This is a genomic window from Blastococcus sp. SYSU DS0541 (assembly GCF_054050875.1).
Window position 1 is genome coordinate 204,302 of sequence record NZ_JBJHAD010000007.1, and the last position, 14,920, is coordinate 219,221.

Annotated in this window: 15 protein-coding genes; 8 read left to right on the top strand and 7 right to left on the bottom strand. The window is 74.0% G+C overall.

Annotated elements, in window-relative coordinates; all coding sequences use genetic code 11:
* Positions 1 to 15 precede the first annotated feature (15 nt).
* From glpK (ACI794_RS10515) to ACI794_RS10530, 4 genes are all read right to left on the bottom strand, one after another.
* Positions 16 to 1,533: a glycerol kinase GlpK gene (gene glpK / locus ACI794_RS10515; RefSeq protein ID WP_456603702.1), complete on the bottom strand. Its 1,518-nt coding sequence runs from the start codon at positions 1,531 to 1,533 to the stop codon at positions 16 to 18.
* Positions 1,534 to 1,556: 23 nt separating this feature from the next.
* On the bottom strand, positions 1,557 to 2,291 hold the full coding sequence (locus ACI794_RS10520; protein WP_456603703.1) for an MIP/aquaporin family protein: 735 nt from the start codon (positions 2,289 to 2,291) through the stop codon (positions 1,557 to 1,559).
* Between the two features lie 155 nt (positions 2,292 to 2,446).
* On the bottom strand, positions 2,447 to 3,949 hold the full coding sequence (gene glpK / locus ACI794_RS10525; protein WP_456603704.1) for a glycerol kinase GlpK: 1,503 nt from the start codon (positions 3,947 to 3,949) through the stop codon (positions 2,447 to 2,449).
* Positions 3,942 to 4,670: an IclR family transcriptional regulator gene (locus tag ACI794_RS10530; protein WP_456603705.1), complete on the bottom strand. Its 729-nt coding sequence runs from the start codon at positions 4,668 to 4,670 to the stop codon at positions 3,942 to 3,944. Before ACI794_RS10530 ends, glpK (ACI794_RS10525) begins: the two co-directional genes overlap by 8 nt.
* 229 nt (positions 4,671 to 4,899) lie before the next feature.
* Between ACI794_RS10530 and ACI794_RS10535 the strand changes: the two genes are divergently transcribed.
* Positions 4,900 to 6,630 carry a glycerol-3-phosphate dehydrogenase/oxidase gene (locus tag ACI794_RS10535; protein ID WP_456580227.1) on the top strand — a complete coding sequence of 577 codons (1,731 nt, stop codon included), beginning with the start codon at positions 4,900 to 4,902 and terminating at the stop codon, positions 6,628 to 6,630.
* Positions 6,631 to 6,672: 42 nt separating this feature from the next.
* On the opposite strand, the gene ACI794_RS10540 is transcribed toward ACI794_RS10535, so the two are convergent.
* Positions 6,673 to 7,575, bottom strand: a complete 903-nt coding sequence (locus ACI794_RS10540; RefSeq protein ID WP_456603706.1) for a GGDEF domain-containing protein — start codon at positions 7,573 to 7,575, stop codon at positions 6,673 to 6,675.
* 154 nt (positions 7,576 to 7,729) lie between these two features.
* Here ACI794_RS10540 and ACI794_RS10545 point away from each other — a divergent pair, with 154 nt between their 5' ends.
* The 3 genes from ACI794_RS10545 to ACI794_RS10555 all read left to right on the top strand — a co-directional run bounded on the left by ACI794_RS10545 (position 7,730) and on the right by ACI794_RS10555 (position 9,938).
* Positions 7,730 to 8,665, top strand: coding sequence for a hydroxymethylglutaryl-CoA lyase (locus ACI794_RS10545; RefSeq protein ID WP_456616335.1), 936 nt, complete (start codon positions 7,730 to 7,732; stop codon positions 8,663 to 8,665).
* Complete coding sequence (locus ACI794_RS10550; protein WP_456580230.1) at positions 8,665 to 9,180, top strand: flavin reductase family protein; 516 nt, start codon at positions 8,665 to 8,667, stop codon at positions 9,178 to 9,180. Before ACI794_RS10545 ends, ACI794_RS10550 begins: the two co-directional genes overlap by 1 nt.
* A 62-nt stretch (positions 9,181 to 9,242) precedes the next feature.
* Positions 9,243 to 9,938 (top strand): hypothetical protein, encoded by a 696-nt coding sequence (locus ACI794_RS10555; protein ID WP_456603708.1) that lies wholly within the window; start codon positions 9,243 to 9,245, stop codon positions 9,936 to 9,938.
* On the opposite strand, the gene ACI794_RS10560 is transcribed toward ACI794_RS10555, so the two are convergent.
* Together ACI794_RS10560 and ACI794_RS10565 are read right to left on the bottom strand one after the other, a co-directional pair.
* Positions 9,935 to 10,360 carry a hypothetical protein gene (locus ACI794_RS10560; protein WP_456603709.1) on the bottom strand — a complete coding sequence of 142 codons (426 nt, stop codon included), beginning with the start codon at positions 10,358 to 10,360 and terminating at the stop codon, positions 9,935 to 9,937. The genes ACI794_RS10555 and ACI794_RS10560 overlap by 4 nt on opposite strands.
* Positions 10,353 to 10,715: a hypothetical protein gene (locus ACI794_RS10565; RefSeq protein ID WP_456603710.1), complete on the bottom strand. Its 363-nt coding sequence runs from the start codon at positions 10,713 to 10,715 to the stop codon at positions 10,353 to 10,355. Before ACI794_RS10565 ends, ACI794_RS10560 begins: the two co-directional genes overlap by 8 nt.
* A gap of 184 nt (positions 10,716 to 10,899) precedes the next feature.
* Between ACI794_RS10565 and ACI794_RS10570 the strand changes: the two genes are divergently transcribed.
* From ACI794_RS10570 to ACI794_RS10585, 4 genes are read left to right on the top strand one after another with little or no spacing between them, the layout of a single operon-like run.
* Positions 10,900 to 11,907 (top strand): siderophore ABC transporter substrate-binding protein, encoded by a 1,008-nt coding sequence (locus tag ACI794_RS10570; RefSeq protein ID WP_456616336.1) that lies wholly within the window; start codon positions 10,900 to 10,902, stop codon positions 11,905 to 11,907.
* Between the two features lie 37 nt (positions 11,908 to 11,944).
* Positions 11,945 to 12,967 carry an ABC transporter permease gene (locus tag ACI794_RS10575; RefSeq protein WP_456603712.1) on the top strand — a complete coding sequence of 341 codons (1,023 nt, stop codon included), beginning with the start codon at positions 11,945 to 11,947 and terminating at the stop codon, positions 12,965 to 12,967.
* On the top strand, positions 12,957 to 14,033 hold the full coding sequence (locus ACI794_RS10580; protein WP_456616337.1) for an iron chelate uptake ABC transporter family permease subunit: 1,077 nt from the start codon (positions 12,957 to 12,959) through the stop codon (positions 14,031 to 14,033). Before ACI794_RS10575 ends, ACI794_RS10580 begins: the two co-directional genes overlap by 11 nt.
* Complete coding sequence (locus ACI794_RS10585; protein WP_456603714.1) at positions 14,030 to 14,788, top strand: iron ABC transporter ATP-binding protein; 759 nt, start codon at positions 14,030 to 14,032, stop codon at positions 14,786 to 14,788. The genes ACI794_RS10580 and ACI794_RS10585 overlap by 4 nt, the downstream gene beginning before the upstream one ends.
* The last annotated feature ends 132 nt before the right edge of the window (positions 14,789 to 14,920 follow it).

A 14,920-nucleotide genomic window follows, 5' to 3' on the forward strand; every position in this document is an offset into this window, starting at 1 on the left:
CCCGCGGGTGCTCCTTCAGCTGACGTCCTCGTCCACCCAGTCCAGGGACTTGGTGACCGCCTTCTGCCAGTTGCGGTAGTTCCGCTCCCGCTCCTCGGCCGCCATCTGCGGCTCCCAGCGCTTGTCCTCGGCCCACTTGGCGGTCAGCTCGTCCAGGTCGGACCAGAAGCCCACCGCCAGCCCGGCCGCGTACGCGGCACCCAGCGCCGTCGTCTCGGCGATCTTCGGGCGGATGACCGGGACGTCGAGGAGGTCGGCCTGGAACTGCATGAGCAGCTCGTTGCCGACCATCCCGCCGTCCACCCGCAGCTCGGTCAGGTCGACGCCGGAGTCGGCGTTCATGGCGTCGAGCACCTCGCGGGTCTGGTAGGCGGTCGCCTCGAGCACCGCCCGGGCGAGGTGGCCCTTGTTGACGTACCGGGTCAGCCCGACGACGGCGCCGCGGGCGTCGGACCGCCAGTGCGGGGCGAACAGCCCGGAGAACGCCGGGACGAAGTACGAGCCGCCGTTGTCGTCCACGGTGCGGGCCAGGTCCTCGATCTCGGGAGCGCTCTTGATCATCCCGAGGTTGTCGCGCACCCACTGCACCAGCGAGCCGGTGACGGCGATCGAGCCCTCCAGCGCGTAGACCGGCTTGCCGTCACCGAGCTGGTAGCAGAGCGTGGTCAGCAGGCCGTTCTGCGACGGCACGGCCTCCTCGCCGGTGTTCAGCAGCATGAAGTTGCCGGTGCCGTAGGTGTTCTTGGCCATCCCGCGCTCGAAGCACACCTGCCCGAACGTCGCCGCCTGCTGGTCGCCCAGCGACCCGGCGATCGGCACGCCGGCCAGGAACCCGGCCTTGCGCCCCCGGCCGTACTCCTCGGAGTTGGACCGGATCTCCGGCAGCATCGACATCGGGATGCCCATCTCCTCCGCGATGGACTCGTCCCAGGCGAGCGTCCGGTAGTCCATGAGCATCGTGCGGGAGGCGTTGGAGACGTCGGTGAGGTGCTGGCCGCCGTCCGCACCGCCGGTCATGTTCCACATCAGCCAGGAGTCGATGGTCCCCATGAGCAGCTCACCGCGCTCGGCCCGCTCGCGGGCGCCCTCGACGTTGTCGAGGATCCAGCGGACCTTCGGCCCGGCGAAGTAGGTGGCCAGCGGCAGCCCGACCCGGTCCTTGTACCGGTCGGCGCCACCCCCCAGCGCACCGAGGTCCTCGATGATCTTCGTGGTGCGGGTGTCCTGCCACACGATGGCGTTGTAGACCGGCTCGCCGGTCGCCCGGTCCCAGACGACGGCGGTCTCCCGCTGGTTGGTGATCCCGATGGCGACGATGTCCGAGGGGCCGGCGTCGCTGCGGGCGAGGGCCTGGCCGACCACCTCCCGGGTGTTGCGCCAGATCTCCATCGCGTCGTGCTCGACCCACCCGGCCCTCGGGAAGATCTGCTCGTGCTCCTTCTGCCCGACCGAGACCACCGCGCCGTCGTGGTCGAAGATCATGCAGCGGGTGCTCGTGGTGCCCTGGTCGATGGCTGCGACGTACTGCGGCATGGGAGTTCCTCTCGGTTGGGCGGTCAGAAGGAGACGTGCGACAGGCCGCCCGCGAGGACGGCACCGATGATCGGGCCCACGATCGGCACCCAGGCGTAGCCCCAGTTGCTGTCGCCCTTGCCGCGGATGGGCAGGACGGCGTGGGCGAGGCGCGGGCCGAGGTCGCGGGCGGGGTTGATGGCGTAGCCGGTGGGCCCGCCGAGGGAGGCGCCGATGCCGACGACCAGCAGGGCGACGGCCAGCGGGCCGAGCTGGGTGGGCGTGTCCCCGAACCGCAGGATGATGTAGACGAGCACGAACGTGCCGATGACCTCGCTGACCACGTTGTCCTTGACCGTGCCCATGGCCGGCCCGGTGGCGAAGGTGCCCAGCTGGGTCCCGGCGGCCTCCGGGTCGTTGTAGTGCCCGTAGTAGGCGAGGTAGGCCAGCACCGCGCCGAGGAAGGCGCCGACCAGCTGGCCGGCGAAGTAGGTGAAGGTGGTGGCGACGGTGACGGGGATGCCGGGGGCGTACTCGTCGGTCCCGCTCACCCACAGGCCGACGGTGACCGCCGGGTTGATGTGCGCCCCGGAGGCCGCACCCGCGAAGACGCCGGCGAAGACCGCGAGCCCCCAGCCGAAGATGATGACGATCCAGCCGCTGCCGTTGCCCAAGGTCTTCGGCAGCACGACGTTGGCCACCACCCCGACACCGAGCAGGAGCAGGATGCCGGTGCCGAGCACTTCACTGAAGAAGACGGTCCAGAGGCTCGTGTCCACGTGTAGGGGCTCCTCCCAGGGGGTCCGCAGCACTGCGGACCGTGGATGTCATCGGATCCCGGGTGATCACCACCGCCGGATCCGTCCCGCGGACCGTAGGAGCGCGACTGTGACGGGGACAACAGTCGCGGTTCGACATGATCGGACAGCGGTGATCACGGCGCCCCCCAGTCGATGCTGAGCTGAACCGCCCGCTCCCACCGCGGGTACTCGGCGTCCAGCGCCTCGGCCCGCCCGGGCGAGGGCGACCACTGCGCCGCGCGGTGCCAGTTGCGGCGCAGCGCCGCGATGTCGGACCAGACGCCGACCGCGAGCCCGGCGGCGTACGCGGCCCCCAGCGAGACGGTCTCCCCCACCATCGGGCGGACCACCGGCGTGTCCAGCACGTCGGCGATGAACTGCATCAGCAGGTTGTTCGTGGTCATCCCGCCGTCCACCCGGAGCGCCGGCAGCGACAGGCCCGAGTCGGCCGCCATCGCGCGCACCACGTCCCGGGTCTGCCAGCCGGTCGCCTCCAGCACGGCCCGCGCCAGGTGCCCCTTGGTGACGTAGGAGGTCAGCCCGGCCACCAGCCCCCGGGCCTCGCCCCGCCAGTGCGGGGCGAGCAGGCCGGAGAACGCGGGGACGACGTAGCAGCCGCCGTTGTCCTCGACGGTGCGGGCCAGCGTCTCCACCTCGGGCGCGGTGCCGATGAGCCCGAGCCCGTCGCGGAGCCACTGGACCAGGGCGCCGGCGACCGCCACCGAGCCCTCCAGGGCGTACCGCACCGGCTCGCCCGCCAGCTGGTAGGCGACCGTGCTGATCGAACCCGAGCGCGTCTGCACCAACTCCGTGCCGGTGTTCTGGAGCAGGAAGCTCCCGGTGCCGTAGGTGCACTTGGCCTCACCGGGCGCGAAGCAGGCCTGCCCGAACAGCGCCGCCTGCTGGTCCCCGAGCGCCCCGGCGATGGGCAGCGGCTGGGCGAGCGCGGTGGCCGGCCCCAGCACGCCGACCGAGGGCCGGATCTCGGGCAGCATCGCCGCGGGGATGCCGAAGAAGTCCAGCAGGTCGGGGTCCCACGTGCAGCTGCGCACGTCCATCAGCAGGGTGCGGCTGGCGTTGGTGACGTCGGTGACGTGCCGGCCGCCGTCCGGACCGCCCGTGAGGTTCCAGATCAGCCAGGTCTCCATCGTGCCGAACAGCAGCTCGCCGCGTTCGGCCCGCTCCCGGGCGCGGGGGACGTTCTCGAGGATCCAGCGCAGACGCGGCCCGGAGAAGTAGCCGGCGATCGCCATGCCGCTGCGCTCGCGTACGAGCTCGGCGTCCGGGCGGGCGCAGAGCTCGGTGACCAGGTCTGCGGTGCGGGTGTCCTGCCAGACGAGGGCGCGCAGCACGGGCCGGCCCGTCGCGCGGTCCCAGACGACGGTGGTCTCGCGCTGGTTGGCGATGCCGAGCGCGACGACGGTGCCCGCGGAGCCGACGTCGGCCAGCACCTGGTCGGCCGTCCCCCGGGTGTTCGCCCAGATCTCCATCGGGTCGTGCTCCACCCAGCCGGGTCGGGGGAAGTACTGCCGGTGCTCGCGCTGCCGGACGGCGACCATGCGGCCGCCGCGGTCGAAGACCAGGGAACGGGTCGACGTCGTCCCCTGGTCGACGGCGAGCACGTAGCGGTCAGGCACCGCCGTACCCCAGCTCGCGGGAGACGGCGGCGGCCGCGTCGGTCACCATGGTCAGCAGCAGGCCGCGCGGTGCGCCACGGCCGTCGAACAGCGAGGTCACCGGGCCGCTGACACCGAGGGCGGCCACGACGGGGCCGCCGGGCCCGCGGACGGGGGCGGCGATGCACCCGCGGCCGGCCTCGTGCTCCCCCCGCTCGGCGGCCCAGCCCCGGGCGCGCACCTCGGCCAGCTCGGTGGCCCGGCCGTCGGTCGCGGTCCGCGCCGCCCGGTTCCCCGGCGCGTGCGCCAGGAGCACCTTGCCCAGGCCGGTCGTCCGGGCCGGCAGCGCGACCCCCACCTCGAGCACCTGCGCCGAGTCGTCCGGCCGGAAGATGTGGTGGACGACGACCACCTCGTCCTCGCCGGCGAGGGTGGCCAGCCGCACCGTGTGGCCGCTGCGGGCGGCCAGGGCGTCGGCCCAGTTCGAGGCCCGTGACCGCAGCTCGTTGACGTCCAGCCTGCTGCCCAGGTTGAGCAGCCCGGGGCCGACGCTGTACCGGCCGGTCTCCCGGTCCTGCGCCACGAACCCCACGTGCAGCAGCGTGCGGAGCAGGCCGTGGGTGGTGGTCTTGGCCAGACCGACGGCCTCGGCGATGTCCGTGACGCCGAGCGCCCCGCGCGCGCCCGCGACCACCTGGAGGATCGCCGCCGCCCGCTCGATGGACTGCACGGTGCCCGGCATGGCGCGACGCTAGGGCATCGGCGGCCTCCGTCGTCGATTTCGCGGTACGACCATGTCGGACCGAGGTGTTCGACGGCGTGCCCGGGACCGACCTACCGTGGCCGTAGCCGGGGGCCGGAGGAGCACGCCTGCCCCTGCGGCCGACGGCAGTGACACGGAGGTGCACGGGCACCCGGGCACCCCACCAGTGCGTCCCGCCCGGTGGGCGGGCATCCCCCGGGGAGTGCAGATGACGGCAGTACGCCCACTCGGACCCCAGCAGCGAGCGCAGGCCTGGGCCGAGCTCGCGGAGGGCGGCTTCGAGGTCCTCGTCGTCGGCGGCGGGGTGACCGGGGCCGGGGTGGCGCTGGACGCCGCGACCCGGGGCCTGCGTACCGCGCTGGTCGAGGCCCGTGACTTCGCCAGCGGCACCTCGTCCCGCTCCTCCAAGCTCTTCCACGGCGGGCTGCGCTACCTGGAGCAGCTCGACTTCGGCCTGGTCCGGGAGGCGCTGCACGAGCGCGACCTGTCGGTGAACCGGCTGGCCCCGCACCTGGTCAAGCCGGTGCCGTTCCTCTACCCGCTCACCCACCGCGGCTGGGAACGGCCCTACGTGACCGCCGGGCTCGCTCTCTACGACGGGCTGGCCCGGCTCGGGGCGCTGTCCGAGCCGATGCCCGCGCAGAAGCACCTGACCCGCACCGGTGCCCGCCGGATGTTCCCCGCGCTCCGGCCCGACGCGCTCGTCGGCGCCGTCCGCTACTACGACGCCCAGGCCGACGACGCGCGGCACACCCTCACCGTGGCCCGCACCGCGGCCACCTACGGGGCGACCGTGCTCAACTCCGCCGAGGTCGTCGGCTTCGAGCACGCCGGCGGCCGGGTGGTCGGCGCGCGCGTCCGCGACGTGGAGACCGGCGAGGAGGTGGACGTCAGCAGCGAGGTCGTCGTCAACGCCACCGGGGTGTGGACCGACGACGTCCAGACGCTGGTCGGCGGGCGCGGCAGGTTCCACGTGCGCGCCAGCAAGGGCGTGCACATCGTCGTCCCCCGCGACCGGATCAACGGCGAGGCCGGGCTGATCCTGCGCACCGAGAAGTCCGTGCTGTTCGTCATCCCCTGGGGCAGCCACTGGATCGTCGGGACGACGGACACCGACTGGGAGCTGGACAAGGCGCACCCGGCGGCCAGCAAGGCCGACATCGACTACATCCTCGACCACGTCAACCGGGTGCTGTCGGTCCCGCTGACCCACGACGACATCACCGGGGTCTACGCCGGCCTGCGCCCGCTGCTGTCCGGGGAGAGCGAGTCGACCAGCCAGCTCTCCCGGGAGCACGCCGTCGCCCGGCCGATGCCGGGCGTTATCGCCGTGGCGGGCGGCAAGTACACGACCTACCGCCCCATGGCGGCGGACGCGGTCGACGCCGTGGCGCAGGACGTCAGCCGGACCGTGCCCCCGAGCGTCACGGAGAACATCCCGCTGGTGGGCGCCGAGGGCTACGCGGCGATGCTGAACAGCCTCGACGGCCTCTCCCGGCGCTGGGACATCCCGCGCTTCCGCGCCGAGCACCTGCTCAACCGGTTCGGATCGCTGACACCGGACGTCCTCGCGCTGGCCGAGGACCGGCCGGAGCTGCTGGAGCCGGTGCCCGGGGCCGAGGAGTACCTCATGGCCGAGATGGTGTGGGCCGCCGGGCACGAGGCGGCACTGCACCTGGACGACCTGCTGGCCCGCCGCACCCGCATCTCCATCGAGACCCCGCACCGCGGCGTGGAGTGCGCCGAGCCGGTCGCCCGCGTGGTCGCCGACGTGCTGGGCTGGGACGAGCAGCGGATCGCCAACGAGGTGGCCAGCTACAGCGCGCGGGTGGAGGCCGAGCGCCGCTCGCAGACCGAGCCGGGTGACCAGGAGGCCGACGCCGCGCGGGTGGCGGCCCCGGACACGCGGGCCGTCGCGGTCGGCCGCGCGCTCGGGTAGCCGCCGTCCGCCTCAGCGGCGCTGCTGCCGTCCGGCGCCGACTCAGCGGCGCGGTGCCGTCCGGCGCCGCGCCTTGTCCGCGTACATGTCGTCGTCGGCGACCCGCACCACCCGCTCGTAGACCTCCTCGGGCCGCTCGCCGCCCGGGGCGGTGCCGATGCCGATGCTGATCCCGACCGGCACCCGCGTCCCGCCGAGCTCCAGCGGTTCGGTGACCGTCGTGCGCAGCCGGTCGGCGAGCGCCTGGGCGTCCGCCCGCTCGGTGTTCTCGCAGACGATGCTGAACTCGTCCCCGCCCAGGCGGGCCGCGGTGTCGCTCGCGCGCAGCACCGACCGCAGCCGCTCGGCGAACGAGACCAGCACCAGGTCGCCCATCGGGTGGCCCAGCTCGTCGTTGATCGCCTTGAAGCCGTCCAGGTCGATGATCAGCACGCAGGTGGGGGTGTTCTCCCGGCGGCCCCGGTCGAGCGCGTGCCGCAGCCGGTCCTGGAAGAGCAGCCGGTTCGGCAGCCCGGTGAGCGGGTCGTGCAGCGAGCGGTGCACCAACTGCGCCTCGAGCGCCTTGCGCTCGGTGATGTCCTCGATGATGAGGACCAGGTGCGCGGCCTGGCCCTCGTCGCTCTCGGGCACCCACGAGGCGGTGATCTGCACCGGGAGGTCGCCGCCGTCCGCCCGTCGCAGGCGGGTCTCCAGGCGCATCGGGCGCTCGGGCCGGGCGATGAGCGAGGCGTGCGCCTCCCGGGCGACGGGAACCGCCTCCGGGTGGATGAAGTCCAGCACCGACCGGCCGTACAGCTCGTCGGCGGGGCGGCCCAGCATGGTCGAGAGCGCCGGGTTGACGTCGACGAGCAGGCCCGCAGGGGTCGTCAGGGCGATCCCCATCGGCGCGTTGGCGAAGGCGCTCCGCCGATCCGCCGGGGGCAGCGCGTCCGCCACCTCGATCACCTCACCTCCCCGTGCTGGGGTCCATCTTGCTGGACGGGGACGACGATCCGCTGGCTGGACCGGCTGTCGCGGTTCCCGGACGCCTGATCGGGGGAACCCGCCGCGGGCGGGGGAGGATGCGGGGGACGACGACGCCGGCGCGGAGGAGACGCAGATGAACGAGTTCGACCTGGTGCTGTCCAGCTCCGTCGACGTGCGCGAGGTGGGCATGCGCGACGGCCTGCAGCTGGAGGCTCCCGTGCCGCTGGAGGCCAAGCTCGCGATGCTGGAGGCCCTGGTGGCCACCGGGGTCCGCCGGATCGAGGCGACGTCGTTCGTCTCGCCGAAGGCGGTCCCCGCGCTCGCCGACGCCGACCAGGTGGCCGCGGAGCTGCAGCGGTGGCCGGAGGTCCACTGGTCGGCGCTGGTCGCCAACCCGCGCGGTGCCGTCCGCGCCGTGGACGCGGGCGTCGCCGACCTCGAGTACGTCGTCTCCGCCTCCGACGGGCACAGCCGCGCCAACGCGGGCCGGAGCACCGCCGAGGCCGTCGGCGCCGTCGGGGAGATCGCCGCGCTGGCCCACGGCGCGGGTGGCTCCCTGGAGGTCATCATCGCCACCGCCTGGGACTGCCCCTTCGACGGGCGCACCCCGGTGGCGCGCACCGTCGACGTGGCGCGGGCGGCGGTCACGGCCGGCGCCGACCAGCTCTGCCTCGGCGACACGATCGGCACGACGACGCCGCTGCGCGTGGTCACGCTCGTGGACGCGGTCCGCCGGGCGTGCCCGGGCGTCGCCGTCGGCGTGCACTTCCACGACACCCGGGGCACCGGGCAGGCCAACGCGCTCGCCGCGGTGCAGGCCGGGGTCACCCAGCTCGACTCCTCCATCGGCGGCCTCGGCGGCTGCCCCTTCGCGCCCGGGGCCAGCGGCAACATCGCCACCGAGGAGCTGGTCTACATGCTGGAGGAGTCCGGCGTGCGGACCGGGCTGGACCTCGACGCGCTGCTGGTGGCGGCGCGGGTGACGGAGCAGGCCGTCGGCCACGAGCTGCCGAGCTCGCTCTACCGCGCCGGTGGCCGGTCGGTGCCGCGCTCCGCGGGCGGGCGGTGATGGGCGCCGACGCCGTCTCCGAGCCGCCCCGGGTGGTCGACCCCCGGGTGATGCGCGAGGTCCTCGGGCACTTCGCCTCCGGGGTCACCGTGGTCACCGCCGACACCCCCGACGGGCCGATCGGCTTCACCTGCCAGTCCTTCAGCTCGCTCTCCCTCGACCCGCCGCTGGTCGCGCTGGCCCCCGCGCGCACGTCCCGCACCTGGGCCCGGTTGCGCGAGATCGGCCGGTTCTGCGTCAACGTGCTCGCCGAGGGCCAGGACGCCGTCTCGCAGAACTTCGCCCGCTCCGGCACGGACAAGTTCGCGGGGGTGCCGTGGACTCCGAGCGCGCACGGCTCCCCCGTGCTCGACGACGTCGTGGCCTGGATCGACGGCGAGCTGTGGGCCGAGTACGACGGCGGGGACCACACGATCGTCGTCGCCCGGGTCCTCGACCTCGGTGCGGTCCCCGACCGCCGGCCACTGCTCTTCCACCGGGGGGCCTACGGCCTGCTGCGCGACGGCGAGGACTAGCCGCCCGGTTCGGGGGGCACAGCCGTGCACGGACGCGACACCCCGGACGCGAGGAGGCCCCGATGGGACTGCTGGACCGGCTCTTCGGCCGCAGGCGGCGCGACGACCACGGCTACGGCTACGGCGCGGGGCAGCGCCCGGGGGACGGTGGGTGGTACGCCGACGACCGGTCTCCGCGTGCACCCGGCTCGGCCGACGAGCAGGCGATCGAGCGCTACCGCTACCTGCTGCGCACCGCCCCGCCGGACCAGATCGAGCAGGCGCACGCCGAGGCGTTCGCCCAGCTCACCCCCGAGCAGCGCGCCCAGGTGCTGGCCCGGCTCAGCGAGGCGGTACCCACCGGCGAGCGGCCGGCCGGCGACGACCCGCGGACGCTCGCCCGCGCCGCCACCCGCGCCGAGCTGCGGCAGCCGGGCTTCATGGAGCGCACCTTCAGCGGCCCGGCGCACGGCCCGGGGTACGGCCCGGGGCGGGGCTACGGCGGTCCCGGGATGGGCAGCATGATCGGCGGCAGCATGCTCGGCACCATCGGGGGGCTGGTCATCGGCACGGCGGTCGCCGACGCGCTGTTCGACACCGGGCTCGGCGACGGCGGCCTCTTCGGCGGCGGCGACGAGGAGGCCTACGCGGCCGGCTACGAGGACGGCGCCGGCGGCGGGTACGAGGACCCCGGGGCCGGCTACGGGGGCGACTACGGCGGCGGCGACTTCGGTGGAGGGGACTTCGGCGGGGGCGACTTCGGCGGCGGGGACTTCTAGACCCGGCGGCGGCGGAGCAGCAGCAGGCCGAGCACCGGCAGCACCAGCGGTACGTAGCCGTACCCCCGGCCGAACGCGGACCAGACCGTCTCGTCCGGGAACGCCGCCGGGTCCGCGAGCGACAGGGTGCCGACGACGAGCACCCCCACCAGCTCGACGAGGATCGCGACCAGGGCGGTCCGCCGCCCCCCGCGGCCGCCGCGGGCCAGGCCCACGGTCGCCACGACGTACACCGCCGCCGCCAACGCCGAGAGCAGGTAGGCCAGCGGCGCCTCGTCGAAGCGGGTGGCCAGCTGCACCCCGGCCCGCGACCCCGCCGCGAGCGCGAAGATCCCGTAGACGAGCACCAGCACCCGGGCCGGTCCCGTGGTCCCGCCCGCGGGCGCCGCCTCGGCGGGGCCGCCCAGCCCGCGCTCACGCACCGGTGGCCTCCCAGAGCTGCAGCAGCCGCCACACCATGACGCCGACGGCGGCGCCCGCCACCGCCAGCACGGTCCCCGCCCAGCGGGTGCGCTCGGCCCGTGCCCACAGCACCCCGGCGAGCGGGATCAGCACGACGCCGACGAGGTAGCCCAGGAACGTGGGGGTGTCGGCCGGGGTGCCCCCGCCCATCCGCGCGACGGCGAGGACCGCCTGCACCAGCAGGAGGGCCTCCAGCACCGCGGCGGCGGCCAGGTGCACCAGGCCGATCCGGCGGCGCGCGACCGTGGAGGCCAGGCCCGCGAGGACGACGAGGGCCGCGGCCGCGGTGATCGCGACGACGAGGGGGGGTGTCACGGGCGCCGCGCGAACGGGACGGGGACGAGCACGCCGCCATGATCCCGCTCCCGGGGGCGCGGGCGGCCGGGGGGTCGAGCCCGGAGCGGCGTCCGCCGGACCCGGTAGAGACGCGCCAGGACCGGTATGGCAGCTTAGGGACGCCTTACTAAGGCATACCTACCCTCAGTCCGACAGGAGCACGATGCGCACCGTCGCCCGGCCGCTCGCGGCCCTCGCCCTCCCCGTCGTCCTCGCGCTCTCCGCGTGCGGCGGGGACGCCGACGCCGAGACCGCCGCCACCACCGGGGCCGAGACCGTCTCGTTCACCTGGGACCGCAACGTCGCCGGCGAGGACGAGGACCCGCGCTACGAGGAGACCACGGTCGAGGTCCCCAGGAACCCCGAGAGGATCGTCACCTTCGACATCGCCAGCCTCGACACCATCGGTGCGCTGGGCGGCGAGATCGCCGGCGCACCGCTGGAGTCCGTGCCGGAGTACCTCCAGGGCTACCTGGCCGACGACGCGTTCAACGCCGGCACCCTCTTCGAGGCCGACCTCGTCGAGATCGAGGCCCAGCAGCCCGATCTGATCGTCGTCGCCAACCGGTCGGCGGCGCTGTACGAGGACCTGAGCGAGATCGCCCCCACGGTGGACCTCAGCCTGCGCGGCTCCTACACCGACAACCTGCAGCGCACCACCACGTTCCTGGGTGAGGTGCTGGGCGCCGAGGACCAGGCCGCCGCGGCGCTGGAGGAGATCGACGCGGGCATCGAGGAGGCGCGGGCCGCCACCGCCGAGGCCGGTGCGGGCCTCGGGCTCATGGTCGCGGGCGGCGAGCTCAGCGCGATGGCCCCCGCGGGGGAGGTCGCCGTCGGCCCGGCCGTCCGCGGTGGCCTGATCTACGACGTGTTCGGCGTGGAGCCCGCCGTCGAGGACGTCGAGGCGGCGACCCACGGCGAGCCCGTCTCCTTCGAGTTCCTGCTCGAGACCGACCCCGACACGCTCTGGGTCGTCGACCGGGACGCCGCCACGGGTGAGGGGGGCGCGCAGCCGGCCGCGGCGGTGCTCGACAACGAGATCGTCCGGCAGACGACCGCCGCGCGGGAGGACCGGATCGTCTACCTCGACCCGCAGGCCTGGTACATCGTGTTCGGCGGTCTGGACACCACCCGGATCATGATCGACGACGTCCTCCAGATCGCGGAGTGACCGACCGGACCGACGCCGCGCAGCGCGCCTGCCGCTCGTGACAGCGCTCGCGCCGGCACCGACGAGCACCCCCGCCCGGGTGCGGCCCAGCCGCCGCACGTGGGTGGGGGTGCTCGTCGGCGTCCTGCTCGTCCTCCTCGCCGTCACGAGCCTGTTCGTCGGGGTCTCCGACGTCACCCCGGCGTCGCTGCTGGCCGGCGGCGCCGAGAGCGACGCGGCCTTCCTGCTGGTGGCCAGCCGGATCCCGCGGACGGTCGCCGTCGTGCTGGTCGGCGCCTCCCTGGGCATCGCCGGGCTCATCCTGCAGATGCTCGTGCGCAACAAGTTCGTGGAGCCCAGCACGACCGGGGTCACGGAGTTCGCGACCCTCGGCGCCCTGGTCACCATGGTCTTCTTCCCGGGCATGGCCGTCCTGGGCAAGATGGGCGTCGCCGCCGCGTTCGGCCTCCTCGGCACCTGGGTCTTCCTCCGGGTGGTCCGCGTCGTGCCGGTGCGCCAGCTGGTGCTCGTCCCGCTGGTCGGCCTCATGCTCGGCGGCGTCGTCGCCTCGGTGACCGTCTTCTTCGCCTACCGCCTGGACCTGCTGCAGTCCCTCCAGCAGTGGTCGCAGGGCAGCTTCGCCAGCGTCATGCAGGGCCGGTACGAGCTGGTCTGGATCGCGGGCCTGATGGTCGTCGTCGCCTGGATCGCCGCCGACCGCTTCAGCGTGATCGGCCTCGGCGAGGAGTTCGCCACCAACCTCGGCCTCGCCTACCGGCGGGTGGTCGCCATCGGCATGGTGGTCGTCGCCGTGATCACGGCGGCGGTGCTGGTGACGGCGGGGATGATCCCCTTCCTCGGGCTCGTCGTCCCGAACGTCGTCAGCCTCCTCGTCGGGGACAACGTGCGCCGCGCGATCCCCTGGGTGGCGGGGCTGGGGGCGCTCTTCGTCGTGGCCTGCGACATCCTCGCGCGGGTCCTGCGCTTCCCGTACGAGATCCCGCTGTCGCTCGTCGTCGGCATCATCGGCGCTGCGCTGTTCCTCTGGCTGCTGCTGCGGAGGAGGAGCCGTGCTCACTGACCCCGCCACCGCGGCCTCCGGCGGCGCCGCGACGACCGCCGACCCCGCTCCCGCGCCCGGCTCACCGCCCGACCACGGCCGGCGCACCCGGATGGGTGCGCGCCTGGCCGCGGCCTGGGAGCGGCCGCCCGTGCGCCTGGCGGTCCTCGGCGCCGTCGTGCTGGGGCTCACGGCGCTCTACCTGTTCACCGACGTCCCCGGCTCGCTCGCCTTCGCGGTGGAGATCCGCAGCCTGGCGCTGGCCGCGATGCTCGTCGTCGCGGCGTCGGTCGGGGTCTCGACGGTGGTCTTCCACACCATCACCCAGAACCGCATCCTCACCCCCGCGATCATGGGGTTCGACGCGTTCTACCTGCTGATCTCCACCGTGATCGTCTTCGTCGCGGGGTCGGCGTCCTTCCTCGCCGCTGACGGGCTCACGCTGTGGCTGGTGCAGGTCGCCGTCATGGTCACCTTCAGCGTCGCGCTCTTCACCTGGCTCTTCGGCGGCAAGCGGCGCTCGATCCACCTCATGCTGCTGGTGGGCATCGTGCTCGGCACCTTCTTCCGCGCCGTCACCGAGTGGATGCAGCGGATGCTCGACCCGCTGGATTTCCAGGTGCTCTCCGACGCGATGTTCGCCTCGCTCACCCGGCCCGACGAGCTGCTGCTGGTCCTCACCGCGGCCCTCGTCGTCCTCGGCTGCGCCGCCGTCGTCCCGCTGCTGCGGACGCTGGACGTGCTGACGCTGGGTGCACCGGCCGCGGTCGGCCTGGGGGTGGACCACCGGCGCGTGGTCATGGCCCTGTTCACCGTCGTCTCGGTGATGGTCGCTGCGTCGACGGCGCTGGTCGGGCCGATCCTGTTCTTCGGCCTGATCGTGGCGAACCTTGCCTACCCGTACGCGCGGTCGTTCCGGCACGCGTGGACGTTGCCCACCGCGGTGCTCATCGGGATGGTCTGCCTGCTCGGCGGCCAGCTGGTGCTCGACCGGGTGTTCGACTTCGGCGGCACGCTCTCCACGATCATCGAGTTCGCCGGCGGACTGTTCTTCCTGTACCTCGTGCTGCGGAAGGGGGCGCGGTGATCGCGCTGGAGAACGCGACCAAGCGCTACGGCCGCCAGACGGTGGTCGACGACGTCTCCCTGGAGCTGGGCGGGGAGGGCGTGACGGCGCTCATCGGCCCGAACGGCGCGGGGAAGTCCACGCTCTTCGCGCTGGTCGGCCGGCTCCTCGCGCCGGACGCCGGGCGCATCGCGGTGGACGGCATGGACGTCGCGACGACGCCGTCGCACCAGTTGGCGAAGGTGCTGGCGGTGCTGCGGCAGGACAACCACGTCGCCGCGCGGCTGACGGTGCACGACCTCGTGGAGTTCGGCCGCTTCCCGCACTCGCGGGGCCGGCTGACGGTGCACGACCGCGAGCACATCGAGCGGGCGATCGGCTACCTGGACCTCGAGGGCTACCGGCACCGGTTCCTCGACGAGCTCTCCGGCGGGCAGCGCCAGCGGGCATTCATCGCGATGGTGCTCGCGCAGGACACCAAGTACGTGCTGCTCGACGAGCCGCTGAACAACCTGGACCTGCGGCACATGACCGAGATCATGCGGCTCGTGCGGCAGCTGGCCGACGAGCTCGGCAAGCGGGTGGTCACCGTGCTGCACGACATCAACTTCGCGGCGACCTACGCCGACCGGATCGTCGCGATGCGCGACGGCGTGGTGGTCGCCGACGGGCCGGCGCGGGAGATCATGCGGCCCGAGGTGCTGGCCGCGGTCTACGACACCACCGTGGACGTGCGGGAGATCGACGGCCGCCCGGTCGCCCTCTACTACGGCTGACCCGCTGGGATCAGGTGCCCTGATCGTCGCGGGGGGGGGGGGGGGGGGGGGGGGGGGGGGGGGGGGGGGGGGGGGGGGGGGGGGGGGGGGGGGGGGGGGGGCGCGGGGGCGCCCCCGCGGGTCGGGCGGCGG

What these genes read in the sequence shown, in the direction of transcription:
- glpK (WP_456603702.1), bottom strand. Translation starts at nt 1,533, where the DNA reads ATGCCGCAGTACGTCGCAGCCATCGACCAGGGCACCACGAGCACCCGC.
- ACI794_RS10530 (WP_456603705.1), bottom strand. Translation starts at nt 4,670, where the DNA reads ATGCCGGGCACCGTGCAGTCCATCGAGCGGGCGGCGGCGATCCTCCAG.
- ACI794_RS10535 (WP_456580227.1), top strand. Translation starts at nt 4,900, where the DNA reads ATGACGGCAGTACGCCCACTCGGACCCCAGCAGCGAGCGCAGGCCTGG.
- ACI794_RS10545 (WP_456616335.1), top strand. Translation starts at nt 7,730, where the DNA reads ATGAACGAGTTCGACCTGGTGCTGTCCAGCTCCGTCGACGTGCGCGAG.
- ACI794_RS10550 (WP_456580230.1), top strand. Translation starts at nt 8,665, where the DNA reads ATGGGCGCCGACGCCGTCTCCGAGCCGCCCCGGGTGGTCGACCCCCGG.
- ACI794_RS10555 (WP_456603708.1), top strand. Translation starts at nt 9,243, where the DNA reads ATGGGACTGCTGGACCGGCTCTTCGGCCGCAGGCGGCGCGACGACCAC.
- ACI794_RS10570 (WP_456616336.1), top strand. Translation starts at nt 10,900, where the DNA reads ATGCGCACCGTCGCCCGGCCGCTCGCGGCCCTCGCCCTCCCCGTCGTC.